This is a genomic window from Flavobacterium profundi (assembly GCF_006491645.1).
Lineage (GTDB): Bacteria > Bacteroidota > Bacteroidia > Flavobacteriales > Flavobacteriaceae > Flavobacterium > Flavobacterium profundi.
The window spans coordinates 58,032-76,779 of record NZ_VDCZ01000015.1; the positions used below are offsets into that span (position 1 = coordinate 58,032).

Consider the following 18,748-nt stretch of genomic DNA (forward strand, 5'->3'; position numbering starts at 1 on the left):
AGATTGATAGTAAATAGTTTTAGGAATTGGATATGTATTATCGTGTAAACTTCAGATAAATTGTTATTTTTACGCATTGAATTTTTGTTATTAAATTTCTATTTGCTGAAATTTTTAATAGTTATACCTGCTAAATAGGGAGTATTAGAATTCATTACAAACAAATTTGAAAGCATATGAAAGCCAAAGCAACCTTAAAACAAATTGCTAAAGAATTAGGAGTTTCTGTTTCAACAGTTTCTAAAGCATTGAGTGATAGTCAAGAAATCAGTCAAGCGACTAAAGATAAAATTAAAGAATTTGCTGCTTTAAAAAATTATAAGCCCAACTTGATGGCTAAAAACTTAAAATATCAAAAGACGAATACCATTGGAGTTATTATACCCAATATATTAAATTCTTTTTTTGCTAAAGTGTTTAGTGGTATTGAAGAAGCTGCAAGGAAAAGAGGTTATAATATAGTAACTGCTATTTCCAATGAATCGTTAGAAAGAGAAAAGCAATTAATGGAGATGTTAAACAATGGAGCAGTAGATGGTTTTATTCTATCTATAGCAGAGGAAACTCAAATGTCTAAAAATTTTCAACATTATAATTCTATCATTAAAAGTGGTACTCCCATTGTCATGTTTGATCGAATTACCGATTTAGTAAAATCAGATAAAGTAATTGTTGACGATTTAGACTCTGCTTTTGATGCTACTCAGCATTTAATTAATATTGGATGTAAGCACATCGCTTTGCTTTCAACTATTGATAATTTAAGTGTTGGGAAGTTGCGTTTTGAAGGTTATAAAAAAGCGTTAGAATTAAATAAAATGGCTTTGGATATGGAGTTAATATTAATTGGAGAAGAAGATGATGCTTTTGATTTAAAAATTGAAAAACTTTTAAAAGCTAAAAAAGTAGATGGTATTTTTGCGGTGGATGAACATTCTGCGACTAAAGCGATGAAATTAGCTTTGCAAAAAGGGTATCAAATTCCAAAAGAATTAAACGTAATTGGTTTTGCTGATGGAGCTTGGTCTCGTAGATTAACTCCTAGCCTTTCAACGGTAAGTCAGCATGCACCTGAAATAGGTGAAAAATCAGCCAATTTATTAATTGATCGTTTATTGGCTAAAGAGGAGGAAAAATTAGAATACAAAACAGTAGTCATTAAAACCGAATTGCGTCAAAGAGACTCCACTAGAAAATTATAGTTGTTTGGCTTTATCATCTCTCCAAGTAATATAGCCTAGAGTTGCATTAAATAAGTAGAAGACATATTTTACGGTATTGGCAATATTTAATAACATTAGGTTTTGAATAATTTTAAAAACATTATAGGCTTGCCAATTAATCCAATTATCAGGATACATACGTCCTAAATTAAATGTCCCTCCAAAACTGATTCCTGCTGGAATAGCTATAGCAAAAAATAATTTCCAATCGATAGCTTTATCAGATAAGTATGCAAAGGCGATGTAATTTAGAAGTAAAGAAAGGAATAATCCTAAAAACATATTTTTAAAGAAAATAAAATCGATGCTGTTTAGGTACTTTTTTTTCTTCCAAATTTTGAAAGCAATATAATTTCCTAAAAAGGAGATAGGATACGTTAAAATAGCACCTACATTTCCTAAGAGATAGTCTATGGCCCCACTAAGAAGTGTATTGCAAGTGCTAATTAAATTTCCAAAATTATTTTTTTTAGTTACTAAACGTGTAGCAGTCATGGACAAACACGTGTTTAAAATAGAAAAATAACCCAAATAAAAGAGATACTCTTTATTGTTGATGTGAAATGTAAATGTGGTTTTGTAATATTCTAAATAAACAGAAACACTTATGACTAATAAGACACCAATAATATCTAAATATTTACTATTAGTAATGCTTTTTATTGATGCAAGTACCGACATTATTCTTTAATAAAGTTGAATTTTCCACCACCTTGATGTAACTCAAGTATGTTTTCACCGAATATAATTTCTATTCCAGCTTGTGCAAAAATAAACGTTTTTTCGTCTTTTAATGTTAGTGGAAACGAACTTTGTCCTGTAGCTTGTGCTAAAAGTTCTCCCTCTTTTTCAAAAATGGTAATTTTTAATGGAATATCTTTGGAAACATAGGTTCCAGAGTATTTATCTATGAGCGTTTGATTGATTTTCTCAAAACTAGGAAAAGGATAAGGTCTTTTATAATAGATGCTTAAAATACCAATCATGATATCATTGATGTTGTAATTGTCTCCATTTACAATTAATGAAATGCCTAATTTTTCTGTTGGATAGTAAGCTACATTGGAATGAAAACTTTCAATACCACCTGAATGACCATAAAAACGTCTTTCGCCAAAAGGGAATTGGAATAACGCTTTACCATAACCCTCTTTAATGGTAGTCATGGCATCCAAACTTGTCTTTTTTACTACTTTACCTTCAAATAAAGCTTGCATCAATGAAGTTAAATCATTTGGAGTTGAAATGAGAGCTCCTGCTGCAAAAGCGGTATCAGAGCCCCATTCAGCTACTTTTTCCCATTGGTCATCTTTAAAGATATAGGAATAGCTTTCATTTTTTGTGGTTTTTACTTTTTCTGTAGGATAATAGGTGTTTTTTAAACCTATTTTAGTACAAATTCTTTTTTCTATATTTTCACCAAAAGACTTTTTAGTTGCCATTTCAATAATACCGCCTAAAAGATAATAATTGGAATTACTGTATTGAAATTTGCTGTCGGGTTCAAATAACGAGTCGTAGTTTGCAATTTTAGAATAAATAGCTTCTTTAATATTAGGAGCATTTAGTTCTTCTTTTGTTAACGAATCTTGATTGATATAATCCGGAATACCGGTACGTTGATGCAATAATTGAGCTATAGTGATTTGCTTCGCATTTTTTACTTTAGGAAAAAAAGTAGCTAACGGAGTTTCTAATTTTAATTTTTTCTCCTCTATAAGTTGCATGATGATAATAGCTGTAAAGGTTTTACTTATAGAGCCTATTTTGTATTTGGTATTTGAGTCCGCTTTTTCTTTTACAGCCACATTACGAAACCCATAAGCCTTAGAAAAAAATAACTTTTCTCCTTCACAAATAGCTAATGACCCCATAAATTTGTTATTGTTTTCTAAGTATTGTAATAAGCTATCTATACGTTGTACTCGAGGTTCGATTTGAGCTGATGTTGTAATTCCAACAAAGAGAAAAAGGAGAGCTATTTTTTTCATGTTTTTTAGTATTTGGCTTTGAATCAACAATTTGTTTGCAAAAAAATAATCTTGAAATTTAAATTTATTATCTATATTTAAATCTTAAATAAAAATTCAAACAAACAAATTTATGAAAACAACAATCTACTTTTTAATCTTCGGTATATTTTTTTCTTTTTCTGCTTTTGGGCAACAATGGACAACAAGTTCAACAGGTATTTATTCCACTGGAAATAAAGTTCTTATTGGCACTAATGATGTTCAAGGTCTTTTTGGAATAGATGATTCATTGTTGCAATTAGTTTCTCCATCAAATTCAATGTCATTTTTATCAATGTCAGCTGGAACAAAAGGTATTACTTTTGGAACAGGGATATATGGTAATGCTATGTATATTTCGGCAAATGATTCCTTTTCTTTTGCCTATGGAGCTAATAAAGTAATGAGTATAAATCCAAATATGTCTGTAAGTATTGGGACAAACTTAAATCCAACAGGCTACAAACTAGCAGTTGGTGGAAAAATTATTGCAGAAGAATTAAAAGTGCAATTACAATCGGCTCCATGGCCCGATTATGTATTTGCAAGTGATTACCAATTACCTTCTTTACTAGAAGTGGAAAAACAAATTCAAGAAAATGGCCATTTAGAAAATATACCTTCTGCTTGTGAAGTACAAGAAAATGGAATAGAAGTAGGAGAAATGAACAGGTTGTTATTAGAAAAAGTGGAAGAGCTTACCTTATATACTATAGAGCAGCAAAAACAATTAGACCAGCAAACTAAGGAAATTGAAGAATTAAAAGCTTTAGTAAAAGAATTAGTTCAAAATAAGTAATCATTTAAAAAAATAAAAAAAATGAGAAAACTTATTTTTATACAATTAGTGGCATTTTTGATGTTGCAAACTGTTTTTGGGCAGATTTCCCCTGTTGAGGAGATGAAATATAGCCCAAACGGCTATTTTGAAACCGTTTTTGACCATTATGGAAACAGTTATCAATTAAAAGATTTATTAGCAGGAGCAGATGTTAAAGTAGGAAAAAGTGCTACTTCAAGCATACCAATTCCATGTGATACAGGAATTTTCGAATTGTATTTTGAAACGGGTTCTGGTATGGAAGATCAAGGGGATGCATCACATAACGCTAGAAGAGCTGTAGTTTGTAGAGTATTTCATGATTTAAGTGATTTTATAGTTACTCCTTTGAAAGATTTAGGAAATACAACTAAGGTAAAAATATGGGTTAGAAATATAAATAACCTTCCAAATGTTCCTTCCAATGCTTTAGGTTTGGCAACCTCTTTCTATACAATGCCTTACAATACAACTGCTAATTTTGGTGGAATTATTGATAATGAAGTTTGGAAAACCATCACCTTAGGAAGTGATTCATTTATAAATGTCGCTTCTCCACTAACAAATACAAATGGGAACCAAAGTTCTTCAGGTAATTTTTATCATGGTATGATGGCATTTAATTTTAATAGTGTGATATGGAATACAAATTTAGGGATAAATGCACCAACATCACAATATGATTTATATACTGTTGTTTTGCATGAAGTAACGCATGCTTTAGGTTTTACAAGTTTAATCAATGCAAATGGACAATCTGTTTTTGGCACTGGTTATAATTATTTTAGCAGATATGACTCTTTGCTTAAAAATAATGGTGGAACACAAAAAATAATTACAAATAATGGAACTTGTTCTTTGTATAATTATTCATTTAATAGTTCTTTAAATACTTCTATTTTGCATCCTAACACTAGTAGTTGTGTAACAGATCAAACCACTTGTTCAACTGCTATTAAGTTTTTTGGACCTACAAATACAACCCCTGTTTATACATCCAATTGTTTTGAACCAGGAAGTAGTTTAAGTCATTTTGAAGATGAATGTATTGCACCTCCTAATCAAGGAAATAACTCATACTTTGCTATGAGTAATGCTGTTGGAGCAGCGGTAACGAAACGTTTTTTAAAACCAGAAGAGCGAAATGCTCTGTCTGATATAGGGTATCGTTTGAATACAAGTTATGGAAGTTCTGCGGTATTAAATAGTTCCATAAATTATGGAGGAAGTATAACGACAGGAAATACAGTTGCAGGAACTAATGATGGGATTGATTCTTTTGGGGTTTATACATTTTTTGGAAATACAGGAACAAATATTAATTTAACTAATTTATTAACTAATGATAAAAATGCAATTAGTTTTGAATGTTTAGAAGATGTTTTTGATACAACCGCATCAATACCAACAACTAGTGGCTCAAATAGCACTCCAATAACTTTTTCTAGTACTATTGATGGGCTACATTTATTACGATATGTTCCAATTAGTGCAAATGGACAAAAAGGGAATATTTCTTATATTTATGTTTATATAAATAATGATAGTTGTGGAACTTCTACATCATGTAATTTAGTTATAAATGGGAATTTTGAACAACATAATGGTTTGCCTACTGGTAGTAGTCAATTAAATGGTATAGTTTGTGGATGGCATACAACAATGGCATCACAAAGCAATGAATATTTTCATGAAGAAAATTCAAATATAAATTATAAGGTTCCATGTAATATTGTTGGATTTGAAAACGATAATTCTGGAGGGAAAGCTTATGTAGGTATGTTTATAAAAAATAGTGGTGTTGTACCACTTACAGAACCACTACGAACCAAACTTGCTAGTTCCTTATTGCCAAATTCTTCTTATCAATTATCTTTTGATGTCTCTCTTGGTGATTTTGTAAGGGATTCTGGAGTTAGATTCCAGGCTTTTTTTGGGGATTTGATTCCTCCTTATTCAGGATTTGGTTATTTACCTATTTCAAATCTTGATAACATGTTATTTACTAACCCTACTTATAGCATTTTTCGTAATACTTGGGAGAAAATAGTTATAAATTTTACAACTGGAAATAATTCTGGAGAAGAATATCTTTACATTGGTGGTTTAACATCTTTATCTGGGCCTGATTTTATTATACCTCAAGTACCATTTATTGACTGTAATACTGGTAATAACGGTATTAAAAGAAATGATCCCTATTATTATTTGGACAATGTAAGTCTAATTTCTTTAAATGGAGGTTCCTTTGATATACCAAATCAAGTTTGTACTAATGTAACAATAAATAATTTAGATAGTTATTTAGAAGCTTTACCAATTGATGGAGTTTTTAGTGGAGATGGAGTTTCAGAAAGTAATGGAATTTTTTCTTTCGATGCTTCAATAGCTGGTGTAGGTAATCATACCATTACTTATACCTACACTAACAGCAATGGTTGTGAAGTTGAAATTTATGCTAATATTGAAGTAGTTTCAGATGGTATTATTCCAGAATTTGATCCTATAGCTCCTATATGCTCAGGAGGAAGTATAACATTACCAACAACTTCTGTTAATTTTATAAACGGGTCATGGTCCCCAGCCGTTAACAATACAGCTACAACAACCTATACTTTTACTCCAAATGCCAATCAATGTGGAGCAGTTACCACTACTTTAACGGTTGAAGTTTTACCAGCAAACGATCCGAGTTGTTCTAGTAATCCTTGCCCTCCAGATTTAACATTATCTACACCAGAGACAAATAATACGATAGTTTACAAAACGGAGAACTGGATAAAAGCAAATTCAAGTTATGAAGTAGATGGTCAAAATGTAACGATGAAAGCAGGAGATTCTATTGTTTTTGAACCTAACGCTCATTTAAAAGCAGGTTCAGTAGTAACAGCATTAATTGAAGTTTGTACTGCGACTAGTAAAATGAGTACAACTAAAGTTGTTGAAAAAACTATTCTTGATGAGAAAACTTTAAATGAGTCAATAGTATTGTTTCCAAATCCTACAACGGATAGATTGACTATTGCTTCTGATATGGCAGCTATGAATAGTATTGTTATTACAGCTATGGATGGAAAGATTATTTATAGCAATCAAACTGTAAATGCGACTAAACTAGAATTAGACACCTCTAATTATCAAGGTGGCATTTATATGGTTGCTATAACCACGATAAATGGAACTGGTTTTGTAAAGAAACTGGTTAAGAAGTAATATTTATTAAAAGGCTAACTGTAAGGTTAGCCTTTTTCTTTATTTGATGTGCCAAATAAATTCTTATTTTAGCCTTATTATATGAATAAGAATAAAACTTTTGTGGATTTGTTTTATGTTACATTTTCTTTTAAAAAACCAGAAGAGGTTTTGAAGAGATGTTATAGTACTGTAGGGTATCTTGAAAAACTGGCAACTTCTTTTAATTTGTATTTTGTTGCAAGAACAACTGAACATAGTTTGTTTTCAGAAGACAAACCTTTAAAAGCATTCTTGTTTAAAGGAAAAAAATTAAAGAAATGGATGATTCCTTTTCGATTTAATTGGTTTATAAAGTCTTTGCAACCCAATTATATTTTAGTGCATGGCTTAGGTTTTGTTCATTATTTAATTTTTTTAAAAGCGATACTTCCAAAATCCAAAATTCTTTTACAAAGTAATGGTTTTGCTCCTAAACCTAAAGGAATTAAAAAATATATTTATAAAGTTTCGGATAATTTTATTGATGGTTATTTGTTTACTGGAATTGAAAATGCAAAACCTTGGTATGAAAATAAAATCTTTACAAAGGATAAAATTTTTTCTGTAATGGAAGGTTCGACCCATTTTAAATTTTCTGGGAATGAAAAGCGTAAGCCAAATAGTTTTCTTTGGGTTGGAAGATTGGATGCCAATAAAGATCCATTAACCATTTTAAAAGCGTTCGAACGTTTTCTTGACATTGAGGAGAATGCTATTTTAACAATGATTTTTCATGAGAATCATTTATTATCACAAATTCAAGATTTTATTTCGAATAGTGAAAAGTTGAAAAAAGCCGTATTAGTAAAAGGATTTGTTGAGCATCATTTATTAGAAGAAATCTATAATGAAAACGAGTTTTTCATATTAGGCTCGCATTATGAAGGTAGCGGTTATGCTTTAGTTGAGTCAATGGCATGTGGTTGTATTCCAGTGGTTACAAATATTGCCCCATTCCGATACATGACAAATGATGGGGCATGTGCTTATTTGTTTACACCGAATAGAGAGGATGAGTTGTTTTGTCAATTAAAAAGAACAAGAGATAATGATTTATTAATCCTGCAAAAAAAGGTATTAGAACAATTTAAAAACAAATTGTCTTTTGAAGCTATAGCAAATGATATAATGTTTATATTTAAAAAAATTGAGAATGAATCTATCAGCATTAAAAGAGAATAAATCATTTTATAATGAAAAATCGATACTTGATATTTTAGATATTGTTGCATGGAAAAAAAGCAACCAGAGTTACAATTTTGAAACCTTACCTAAAACTGCAATATTATCGTTAAGTCGTTTCCTTTTGAGTAAAAAGCAACGGATTTTCAGCAAGAAACTAAAAGGATTATTCGGACAGAATTATATTTTAAATAAAAATTACGTCTATTGTTCTGAGTTTGGTAATGGCGCTCCTGCAATAATAGGATTAATGGAAGAGTTGAGAGTTTTTGGAGTAGAAAATTTTATTTTTATAGGTTTAGCAGGTGTGTTAAAAGATGAAATTGAAGAGAAGGTATGTATTGTAAATAATGCATTTTCGACTTCTGGGTCTACTTATTTATATTCGGATAAAGATTCTTTCCAACCTAAAAAAGATAAGTGGTTTGATTTTTTTACAAAAGAATTAAACTATAAAGAATGTATATGTTGGAGTACTGACGCGCCATTTAGAGAAACCAAAATGTTATTTACTTATTTTAAAGAAAAAAATGTAACGCATGTTGATATGGAATGTGCTTCAATTTATGCTTTTGCTGAGTTTTATAAATTGAATGCACTTTGTTTCGTTGTATCAGCAGATTCAATATTAAATCTTACTTGGAATCCGCCAAAAAATAAAGGCGAAATTAATTTGATATTAAAAGAAACAATTGAAAAAATAATAGCTATAAAATATGAAGCATGATGAACCACTTGTGTCAATAATTATTACTTTTTATAATGAAGAAAAATTATTGTCAAGATGTTTAGAGTCAGTTAAAAATCAAACTTATAATAATTTAGAAGTTATTTTAGTGAATGATGGTTCAACAGATAATTCTTTGGAAATAGCTAAAAAGTTCTATGAAGAATTTTATAGTTGTAAAATTATTACTATTGAAAATTCAGGTCATGCAGAAGCTAGAAATATAGGTATTCAAACATGTACAAGTGATTATGTGACTTTTTTAGATGCCGATGATGAATTAGAATCTAACATGGTTTCATCTTGTATTGATGAAATGATTGTTACTAAGGCTGATTTAGTTATATGTAAATTTTCTATTATTAATAGTGATGGGATGGTTGAGTTAACATCAGGTTGGAAGGATTACGTTTTAAATAGCAATAAAACAAAAGATTTAATTCCTCAGATGTTTACCAATGGAATTTCAGAAACCGTTTGGGGAAAAATTTATAAATCTGATATTGCCAAAAAAATTAAATTTGATAAAGGTTTGTGGTTTGATGATAGGCCTTATGTTTTTGAATATTTATTTTTTGCTGATAAAGTTTGTTTTGTGGATAAAAGTCTTTTAAAAATTCATAAAAGAAATTCTTCAATAACCCGAAGAATAATTGAAGCAAAAAGAATAATAGATTGTCAAAAAGTATTTGAATTGGAACTTGCTATTTTAAAAAAACACCTCGGGGATAGTAAATTAAAAGAAAAAATTGCGAAACATTATTTAGATGTTATGGTTGACAATTTCCTTTTTCTGGTTGTGGATAAAAATAAAGTTATAGATTTAAAAAATATTAGAAGATATTTTAAAGAGGCTTTAGTGTTTTTCAAAAATAGGATAAAACAGGAGAAAATAAATTTAGCTATAAAAGATAAGCTATTAATTAGGTTTTTAGGATTGCATCAAATTCTAGGGTGGAATTTATCGAATCAATTTTTTAAACTCTTAAAGCGAAAAAGAATAGTAGTTATTAATAAACTACGTTAGGCATAAAATGAATCGTAAATATCTTTTACAGTGTCTTCCATTTTGAATTTTTCAACTCTTTTAACTTCAAAATCACTTTTCAAAAATACTAAAATTTTATTCTCTATATCTTTTTTATTAGTAGAATAAAAAAATGAATTCTCTATATCTATCGAGTTTTCTATTGGAATAGTACTTATAACTTTACAACCTGAGTAAAGTGCTTCATGTAAAACAGTACCACTACCTTCAAATTTTGAAGTGTGTAGAAATATTTTAGCATTATTCATGTGGTTTAAAACTTCTTTTTGAGTAATACTTCCTGTAAATGTAATGTTGTTCTGTAAACCTAAATCACTTATTTTTTTTTCGAGATTAGCTTGATCTCCTGTATCTGCTCCACAAATTACCGCTTTTATAGTACTGTATTCTTTTTTTATTGTATTAAGAATATCTATAAAAAGGGAATAGTTTTTTAAATCATTTAAATTACCAACACCTAAAATTGTAATTTCTCTATTACCAGTGTTTAAAGGAGGGAATCTTTTTGTATCAATGGATACATTGGCAATGCGTTTGGCTTCAATATTATGGTCATTTAAAAATATCAGTTTCTGATGTTTAGAAATCATAATTATTTCTTCAGCTTTTAATCTTAATAATTTTGGATATTTATTAGATGATTTTGCATCTTGTCCCAACATCCATACTCTTAGTTTGATTTTAAATAAATAAGATAAAATGGTTCCTAATAAACTACTTTCTCTATACCAAAAGCATAAAATGCCATCGTAATTATTTTTTCTACAAAGTAAAAAACCCGTATATACTGCTTTAATTAAATAAGGAAAGAATAAGTAATATCTTTTAAAACCACTACCAATTGGATATATATTTACATTATTATATATATAGGGTTTCGATTTTGGGAAAAATAAACTAATTAAATCTATTTCTATCTCTGTGTTTTCAATAAATGCAGTAGTAAATTGAGCTATGAAAGGAGCAATATAATCTTCTTCATTACTTTGTGGGAACAGTGGGGCAATAAATAATATTTTTTTAGTCATTTACAAAAGTGTTAGATTTTTGTTTTCTATTTTGTAAATATTTTTATAATATATATCATTATCGTTGTCATGTGATACAGCAACAATAGTCAGGTTTTCTTTCTGATTTAATTCTTTTAAGAAAGTAAAAATTTTTTTTTCTAAATGTTTATCTTGTTGGTTTGTAGCTTCGTCTAAAATTAATAACGACGGTTTTGTATATAAGGCTCTAACAAGTGCTAAGCGTTGTTTTTGACCACCTGAAAGACGAGAGCTTTCGAGAATAATTTCTGTTTCGTATCTCTGTTCCATTTTTTCAATAATATCATGTAAATCTAGTTTTCTACATAAATAATAAATATAATTATAATCTACTTCATTAGCCTTTTGTCCTAAAACTATATTTTCAAGAATGGTTCCGTTGAAGAGAAAGGGTTGTTGCGGGACATAGTTAGCAAAAGGTAAGAAGTCATAATTTTCAATTTTTATATTATCAATAAAGCAATTTCCTTTTTTAGGTTTAATAATTCCTAAAATAATGTATAACAGTGTAGTTTTACCTATTCCAGAATCACCTTTTATGCCTATGAAAGAACCTTTGCCTATTTTTAGATTTATATTTTCTAAGATAGAATTACCATCATAATCAAAACTTATATTTTTTAATTCGAATTGTCTTGCATAATGCATTTTACGATTGTTAATGACATTCTTTTTTTCGTCATTTAATAAAATATCTAATGAGTATCTGTAAGTTTTTATCAATGTAATTGCATTAAGTATTTTACTTATTGATGGAATTAACCTTAAACTTGAAGTCCCAAAAATGGTTAATAGAATAATGGTATCTTTATTGTCAATATTTATTAAAGTAAATAAGACTAACGATATAATTAATGCAAATTCAAGGTATTTGCTATAATTAGAATTGAAAGAGATTAATTTTCCTGTAACTTCGTTAAGGATTTTTTTTTCTTTTTTAAAACGTTCTAAAAACACTGCATAATTACCAGAGTTTCTAATTTCTAAATAACCATTTAAAATATTTAATAATTCTGAGTTTGATTTTGCTTGCGATTCTTGATAAATTGAATTAATTAAGTTTAATTGTTTTTTTTTGTTTAGATACATCAATGTCGCTAAAAGAAAAAGAACGAAAACGGCAATTAAAGTAAGTTTAAAATAAGCAATTAAAAGAATGATTAATATTGCAGACATGACAATTGTTTCTGTAAGTAGATTTACAAATGACAATAAAAATTTGCAGCTAAAATCTTCAGGTATTGTGTTAATATCTTGAATGATTTTACCTTTGTTTAAATACTGATGTTTTGTATAGCTTTGGAAAACAAAATTATTAGTGCTTTCAATGGTTATCTCTGTAGCTAAATTATAAAAGAAAATATAAAGAGAAGTATTGAATTTAGTTTGTAAAATAATTTTAGCTAAGTAAAAAACAAGTAGTGATCCTAGAAATAATTGAACTTGTAAAGAAGATATGTCTAAATTAAAAGCAAAATATTTAACATCTAATTCTTTAATTTTTTCAGGATTAAAAAGTAAAGTAATTACAGGTATTAATAAGGAAATTGAGATTAAATCTAAAAAAGCGAATAGGATACTTTTATATATAAAGTGTTTTATTTTAAGTCTCTTATTAGCAGGAATTACACTTTTAATATTTAAATACGTTTGTTTAATATTCATATTACTTTCTATCTATTTAACAACATCAATCCACTTGCTAAAACCGCTTTTGTTTTATGCTTTAAAGCTTGTATTACATTCGTATTTTTCTTTTTATAAAATTCTACTTCATTTACGACTTTTGAAACAGCATAATCGTAAAATTTTCTAGAATAAGTGCGTTCAAAATCGATATCTCTATCAGTTGAGGTTTCCCAATCAGGAGCTTTTGTTATTTTATTTTCTATTTCATTATAAAGTGAAGTCCCTTTTATCGGATAAGCAATAGTAATAGTGTAATGGGTTGGATTCGCTTCTTTTAAATAATGTATGGTTTCGGTGATGTCCTTTTCTGTTTCTCCCGGATAACCCAGCATAATAAAGGTTCCCGTTTCAATGCCTAAAGCATTCGTTTTTTGGATGGCTTCTTTAACTACATTTACATCCACTCGACGATCCATCAAGTCAATTATTTTTTGGGAACCACTTTCTGCACCTATCCAAATTCTAAAACAGCCAATTTCTTTTAAAACGGTTAATATTTCGTCGTTTAATCGTTCGGCTCTTGTAATACATTCAAATGGAATTACAGCGTCTTGTAATAGTACTTCTTCTTTAAAAGCAAGCAACCATTTATGACTCACCGTAAAAACATCATCTACAAACCAGATAGCGTCGGGATTAAATTTATTCTTTAACTGTTTCATTTCAGCAGCCACTTGATGTGCAGGTCTTCTTCTATAACTTTGTCCATAAACCGCTGTACTGCACCATTTACAAGTATAAGGACACCCTCTTTGCGTGGAAATTGTCATCGAACTTTGCCCGTGATTTTGTTTCCAAGTATCCAAATAGATTTGCATGTCTATGGCATCTCTATTGGGTAAAGGTAATTCGTCTAATTCTTTAAATTTTTTTCGACTTTCGGTTTGAAGTACCCTATTATTCTCTAAATACGCGATTCCATCAATTGTTGAGATATCTTTATTTTGAAGTAAAGCATTGCATAACTCATAAGTAGTTTCTTCTCCTTCACCAATTACCAAAAAATCAGCACCTGATTGTAAATAATTTTCAATATTGTAGGAAACATCTGGACCACCAAGGATTATTTTGGGAAAACCAAATGATTCCGTTTTTAAAATCTTAATAAGTTTAATGACTTCAATTTTAGTCATTAAATTGGTATAAATACAAATAATTTTCGGCTGTTCACTTAAGATATATTCTAACTGTTTTTCTTGCGAAGTAAACGTAGTGTCAAAAACTAAATTCTCTAAATTTTTACTTTTTAAATAAGCAGACACATACAGCAACCCTAATGGAGGATAAGGCTTCATTATCTTCTGTTCCTTAGGATCGTCTGATAAATAATAGGCATGTGTGAATAAAATACTCATTTTTTTTGTAAAATTATAATGTAATGATCAGCATATTTGGAAAGAAACGAAAAATTTCGAATCCCCATTTCTAATTTTCTTAAAAGCTTTAAAAACCCTTTTTTGTTTTTAAAAAAAGGTTCTAAATAAGAGGGAGGAATAAAGAAACCAATCGGTTGATACTCTTCACATTCCAATGTTTCTTCTGTTAAATGTACTATTTCTTTTGGATTATAATAGTAGGTTGGTACTTTTTCTCCATCAACATTTGCTAAAACATGCTCATTTCTTCTTCGAAACGCTTTACTCCATTTGCCTTTGGCTAAAAAATAAAGTTGTTCCCAAACTGTGTTTTTTGGCATTACAACTAAAACCATTTTGCCTTTTTCTTTTAAAAAATGAGGTGCTGTAGTAAAAAATAAAGACAATTCATCTTGAGACAAACAGTTTAATCCTCCAAAATTAGAAAATAACAAGTCGTATTTTTCTTCTTTTTGAAAGGAAGAAAGATGTGTAATATCTAAAGTTGAAAAAGTAAGATTTTGAAATTCATTTTTTGCTTTACCAATGGCAATCATCTTTTCAGAAATATCAGTAGCAAAAACTTCGAAGTTTTGTGATGCGAGCCAAAGGGCATCTTCACCTGTGCCACAATTGATTTCAAAAATAGTTTTAACATTTACTAAGTATTGGGATAAAATGTTGTAGACAGCTTCGCGTTGAAGTTTTCCAATAGCAGTTTGTGTAAACGATTGGTCATAATTAGCTGCGGCACTATCAAAACTAGCTTTCATTTTCTAGTGTATTGAGTTGTATTTTATCCCAATAAGCACTGGGAATATAATACACCAGTTTTAGAATGGCTTTTAATTTATCGCTATCGATTTGCGAATTGAAGATATTTTTTAAATAATATAATCCCTGACTTTTTCTATATTCTTTATGAACAAATCGTTGTAGTTTTCGATAATAATGGGAAGAATAGGTACCTTGAAACATTAAGTCTAAATCATCAGAGTCTTTCCAATTTGCTTTTAATTTCAAATCATCTTTTACCTTATTATAAAATTTAGTTCCTGGCAAAGGATAAGATACTGAAATGCCAATATTATCAGGTAAAAGTTCTTTTACCATTTGTATCGTTTTTTGAATGTCTTCTTGTTTTTCAGTTAAATATCCAAACTGTAAAAAGAAGGCAACTTTAATTTTTTTTTGTTTTAATAAACGTGTGGCTTCATAAATTTCGGATACTTGTGTTCCTTTATCCATGGCATCTAATATTTTTTGAGAAGCACTTTCTGCACCTACCCAAACCTCTTCTAGTCCTGATTTTGCTAAAGCATCAATAGTGTCTTCTTTCAATAATAAATCCACTCTACTTTGAATAAAATAGCGTATATGGAGGTTTCTTTTTTGTAATGCTGTATTAAATTCTTGAACCCAATTGGGTTTTAAACCAAAAATATCATCACATATCCAAAATCGTTTTACTCCAAAATTTTCTTGTAAATAGGCAATTTCTTCAACAATATATTCTGGAGAATGTGCATTATAGCGATTGCCGTAAATAGGTTTTGCACACCAATTGCATTTGTAAGGACAACCTCTGGTGGTGGCTATGTTTAAAGTGAATTCTTGACCACTTTGCTTCCAAATGTTACGGTAGGAATCAATATTTATCAAATCCCAAGCTGGAAGAGGTAACTCGTCAAGGTTTTGAAGCACAGTCCGAGAAGGGTTTACCTGTGTTTGTTGGTCTTTTTTATAAGCAATTCCTTTGATGATTTCTACAGAGTTTTCTTTTTCTAAAGTAGCAATCAATTCTTCTAGTGTTATTTCTCCTTCACCTTGAATAATATAATCAGCGCCTTGCTCTAGATATTCTTCAAAATGATCGGTAGCATCTGAGCTGCACACGATGACACAACAATTATGTTTTTTGCCAATCTGTATCATCTCAAAACAAGCTGCTCTCATATTGGTCAAACACATTTTGGTTAAATAATTAAAACCATCATCATAAATCACCAAATAATTAAACTCTTGATTGGTAATAAGGGTTTCAATTTCTTTAGGAGAATCTAATAAATTGGTGTCAAATAAGTGTACTTGATGCCCTTTATTTCTCATTAAAGCTGCTGCATAAATTGTGCCTAAAGGAGGAAATGGCATTTTGTTTTTCCATTGTTTAGGGTCTAATTTGTAATAATAAGAATGAGAGAAAAGAATATTAGACATGTTCTTTAGGAATATCTATTTGAAAGTTTTCTTTAATGAAATCGTATTTGTTATTGAGAGTATCAATCACTCTTTTCTGAAAATTAGAAGGATGGTGTTTGGATACTTTTTTAGAAGATTTAAAAGCTAGTTCAAAGTCTTCAGGAAGCATTTTATGTCTAAACTTCATTTTCCAAAAAAATAAAGTTGTTTTAAAAGCCGTTTTTTCCAAAATGTTCCCAATAGGACTAGTAAAAGTCTTTTCAGAAAATCTTGTTATCCTGTTTTTGTTTACAGGTAAGACAGTTTCAATATTGGTTTTTTTATTGGGGATGAAATCTTTATACCATTCATTTTTTTTAAAAAAATCTTTAAAAATTGTATCCCCATATAAAGGAATTAGAGTGGCAATTTCAGTAGCTGTAAAAATATTTTTTTCTTCAATTTCTAAATATTCAGAAGTTATAAAATAATTCATGCAGAAATATTTTCTAGAATTCAAAAGGAATATTTTTTTAAATAAAATTAAAAAAGCTCTACATGTCCAAAGGTGATTGGGTTTTGTGATAATAAAGTAATCCACATCACTATTTTTATCAAAATACCCTTTGGATAAGGAGCCAGAAATGGCTATTCCTTCTATAAATGGAAAATAACGCGATATGAATTGGGCTCTTTTTTTAGCTTTTATTAAGGCAATTGCCGCATTTTGATTTCCTCTTTTTCTTTTTTCGATGCAGTCACTTGAAAGATGTGTGTGGTAGAAATCTTCTGTTTTTTCAATAATCCCTTTTGAAAGTGCAGTCTTTAATTCTTCATGCACGACACGTAATTCCCTATGAGGAGAATATTGGTAAATTTCCTCTTCTTTTAAGGGATGGTTAAATATTGAAAAATACAATAATGGCTTTAAAATTTTCAAGTTTTTTTGTTTATAGTTGTTTGTTTTGTCTTTTCAAATTTACTAAATCAACAGCTGTAATAATAATGAAATTAAAATATTAACATATGAGATTAATTTGTTTTAAAATCATATGGAAATGTAGCATTTTTATATTCCAGAAGCATTGAAAATGGAATTAAAAAACTCGTTTCACAGCTTCTAATTACACGGGCAAATGTGGGAGTAAATTCAATACCGAGTTCTGTAAAATTCCATTGCGGGAAAGTCCAAATGCTTAAGTCATTATAATCGCAATAATCCTCTTCATCAGTAGGAGTTTTAAATTTTTCATTTTGATTCACCAATTCAAATATTTTTGGACCAAAGAAATTCGTTCGATAATCTGAAAACTGCATAAAATTTTCATGATCATAAGGTGTTACCGATTTATCAAAAGCTAAAATTTCATCAATTTCATACTGTTTTCCTGAATGTAAATCAATTATATTTCCTTCACCACCAAAATCAGGATGAGCTCCACCACAATAATAGGAAAGGAAAACATGATATCCTAAAAGATTAGTATCTAAATACGTAATGGTAATGTTGTATTCAATACCGCCACCAGTATTGTAACTAAACGGAGAAGAACAGCTCAATTGGTTTAAAGTCATTTCAATGTGTTTCTTTTCCAGTATGGGATTTAATATGTTTCTTGTTTCTTCAGAAAAAGTATTTCCTAATCTAAAAAAAGGTGTAGCGCAATGCTTTTCAGTAAACCAAATCATTTCTTGATTTTTATAAGTAGTAATAGAATCACGAGAAAAACGAATGTAATGCACTTTAATCACGTCTAAATTTCGATCTGTTTCTTCATCAAAATCGAATTTAGGATATTTTGAAAAATCAATTTTTTTTAAAGTAACTGTGATGTTTTTTCCTGCTTTGTTTTTCCATTGTCCTATAAAATCTGAATTTACTTTAGTCAATTCAAATTTTTCTTCGAAATCAGTTTCTTCATAATCATTACCAAAATATAAATTATAAGATTGTTCCTTAAATTTTCCGTTTAAACGAATATCTTTTAATGATTTTTCATAAAAATAATTTCCCTCAAGGTAATTGTTATCGTATTCTGATATTTCCATAAAAATAACAGATTTTCCTAATTTCCCCTCTAAATAATAAGTGTTTTGAGCGAAACTTAGCATTGGTACTAATAAAAAGAATAGTATTTTAAAAGTAGTTTTCATTTGTAATTTTCATTTGTAAATATTGAGAAACACTATTCCAATTAAGAAAAGAGAATCTATTATTTTAAAAAATTCTC

At 29.1% G+C, this 18,748-nt stretch carries 15 protein-coding genes; 6 read left to right on the top strand and 9 right to left on the bottom strand.

What is annotated here, in order from left to right:
• Window positions 1-176 precede the first annotated feature (176 nt).
• A complete protein-coding gene (locus FHG05_RS16460) occupies window positions 177-1,202 on the top strand; it encodes a LacI family DNA-binding transcriptional regulator (protein WP_140999205.1) in 1,026 nt (341 codons plus the stop codon).
• Here the strand turns inward: FHG05_RS16460 and FHG05_RS16465 are convergent.
• Both FHG05_RS16465 and FHG05_RS16470 read right to left on the bottom strand, forming a co-directional pair.
• The gene (locus FHG05_RS16465; protein ID WP_140999206.1) at window positions 1,197-1,904 is read right to left on the bottom strand and encodes a nicotinamide mononucleotide transporter family protein; all 708 of its coding nucleotides are present in this window, start codon (window positions 1,902-1,904) and stop codon (window positions 1,197-1,199) included. The genes FHG05_RS16460 and FHG05_RS16465 overlap by 6 nt on opposite strands.
• The gene (locus FHG05_RS16470) at window positions 1,904-3,214 is read right to left on the bottom strand and encodes a serine hydrolase domain-containing protein (RefSeq protein WP_140999207.1); all 1,311 of its coding nucleotides are present in this window, start codon (window positions 3,212-3,214) and stop codon (window positions 1,904-1,906) included. The genes FHG05_RS16465 and FHG05_RS16470 overlap by 1 nt, the downstream gene beginning before the upstream one ends.
• Before the next feature lie 112 nt (window positions 3,215-3,326).
• On the opposite strand from FHG05_RS16470, the gene FHG05_RS16475 reads away from it, so the two are divergent.
• The 5 genes from FHG05_RS16475 to FHG05_RS16495 all read left to right on the top strand — a co-directional run bounded on the left by FHG05_RS16475 (window position 3,327) and on the right by FHG05_RS16495 (window position 10,225).
• Window positions 3,327-4,034, top strand: a complete 708-nt coding sequence (locus FHG05_RS16475; RefSeq protein WP_140999208.1) for a hypothetical protein — start codon at window positions 3,327-3,329, stop codon at window positions 4,032-4,034.
• Between the two features lie 21 nt (window positions 4,035-4,055).
• Window positions 4,056-7,268: a T9SS type A sorting domain-containing protein gene (locus tag FHG05_RS16480; protein ID WP_140999209.1), complete on the top strand. Its 3,213-nt coding sequence runs from the start codon at window positions 4,056-4,058 to the stop codon at window positions 7,266-7,268.
• Window positions 7,269-7,349: 81 nt separating this feature from the next.
• A complete protein-coding gene (locus FHG05_RS16485) occupies window positions 7,350-8,471 on the top strand; it encodes a glycosyltransferase family 4 protein (protein ID WP_140999210.1) in 1,122 nt (373 codons plus the stop codon).
• Window positions 8,443-9,198: a phosphorylase family protein gene (locus tag FHG05_RS16490; protein ID WP_140999211.1), complete on the top strand. Its 756-nt coding sequence runs from the start codon at window positions 8,443-8,445 to the stop codon at window positions 9,196-9,198. Before FHG05_RS16485 ends, FHG05_RS16490 begins: the two co-directional genes overlap by 29 nt.
• Window positions 9,188-10,225, top strand: a complete 1,038-nt coding sequence (locus FHG05_RS16495) for a glycosyltransferase (RefSeq protein ID WP_140999212.1) — start codon at window positions 9,188-9,190, stop codon at window positions 10,223-10,225. The genes FHG05_RS16490 and FHG05_RS16495 overlap by 11 nt, the downstream gene beginning before the upstream one ends.
• Here the strand turns inward: FHG05_RS16495 and FHG05_RS16500 are convergent.
• The 7 genes from FHG05_RS16500 to FHG05_RS16530 all read right to left on the bottom strand — a co-directional run bounded on the left by FHG05_RS16500 (window position 10,222) and on the right by FHG05_RS16530 (window position 18,671).
• Window positions 10,222-11,274, bottom strand: a complete 1,053-nt coding sequence (locus FHG05_RS16500; protein WP_140999213.1) for a glycosyltransferase family 4 protein — start codon at window positions 11,272-11,274, stop codon at window positions 10,222-10,224. The two genes, FHG05_RS16495 and FHG05_RS16500, sit on opposite strands and share 4 nt — an antisense overlap.
• A complete protein-coding gene (locus FHG05_RS16505) occupies window positions 11,275-12,960 on the bottom strand; it encodes an ATP-binding cassette domain-containing protein (RefSeq protein WP_140999214.1) in 1,686 nt (561 codons plus the stop codon).
• A gap of 8 nt (window positions 12,961-12,968) precedes the next feature.
• Window positions 12,969-14,339, bottom strand: a complete 1,371-nt coding sequence (locus tag FHG05_RS16510) for a B12-binding domain-containing radical SAM protein (protein ID WP_140999215.1) — start codon at window positions 14,337-14,339, stop codon at window positions 12,969-12,971.
• The gene (locus FHG05_RS16515) at window positions 14,336-15,112 is read right to left on the bottom strand and encodes a class I SAM-dependent methyltransferase (protein WP_140999216.1); all 777 of its coding nucleotides are present in this window, start codon (window positions 15,110-15,112) and stop codon (window positions 14,336-14,338) included. Before FHG05_RS16515 ends, FHG05_RS16510 begins: the two co-directional genes overlap by 4 nt.
• Complete coding sequence (locus tag FHG05_RS16520; RefSeq protein ID WP_140999217.1) at window positions 15,102-16,556, bottom strand: B12-binding domain-containing radical SAM protein; 1,455 nt, start codon at window positions 16,554-16,556, stop codon at window positions 15,102-15,104. The genes FHG05_RS16515 and FHG05_RS16520 overlap by 11 nt, the downstream gene beginning before the upstream one ends.
• Entirely contained in the window at window positions 16,549-17,457 is a 909-nt protein-coding gene (locus FHG05_RS16525; protein ID WP_140999218.1) for a nucleotidyltransferase domain-containing protein, read from the bottom strand. The genes FHG05_RS16520 and FHG05_RS16525 overlap by 8 nt, the downstream gene beginning before the upstream one ends.
• A gap of 92 nt (window positions 17,458-17,549) precedes the next feature.
• Entirely contained in the window at window positions 17,550-18,671 is a 1,122-nt protein-coding gene (locus tag FHG05_RS16530; protein WP_140999219.1) for a hypothetical protein, read from the bottom strand.
• Between the last annotated feature and the right edge of the window lie 77 nt (window positions 18,672-18,748).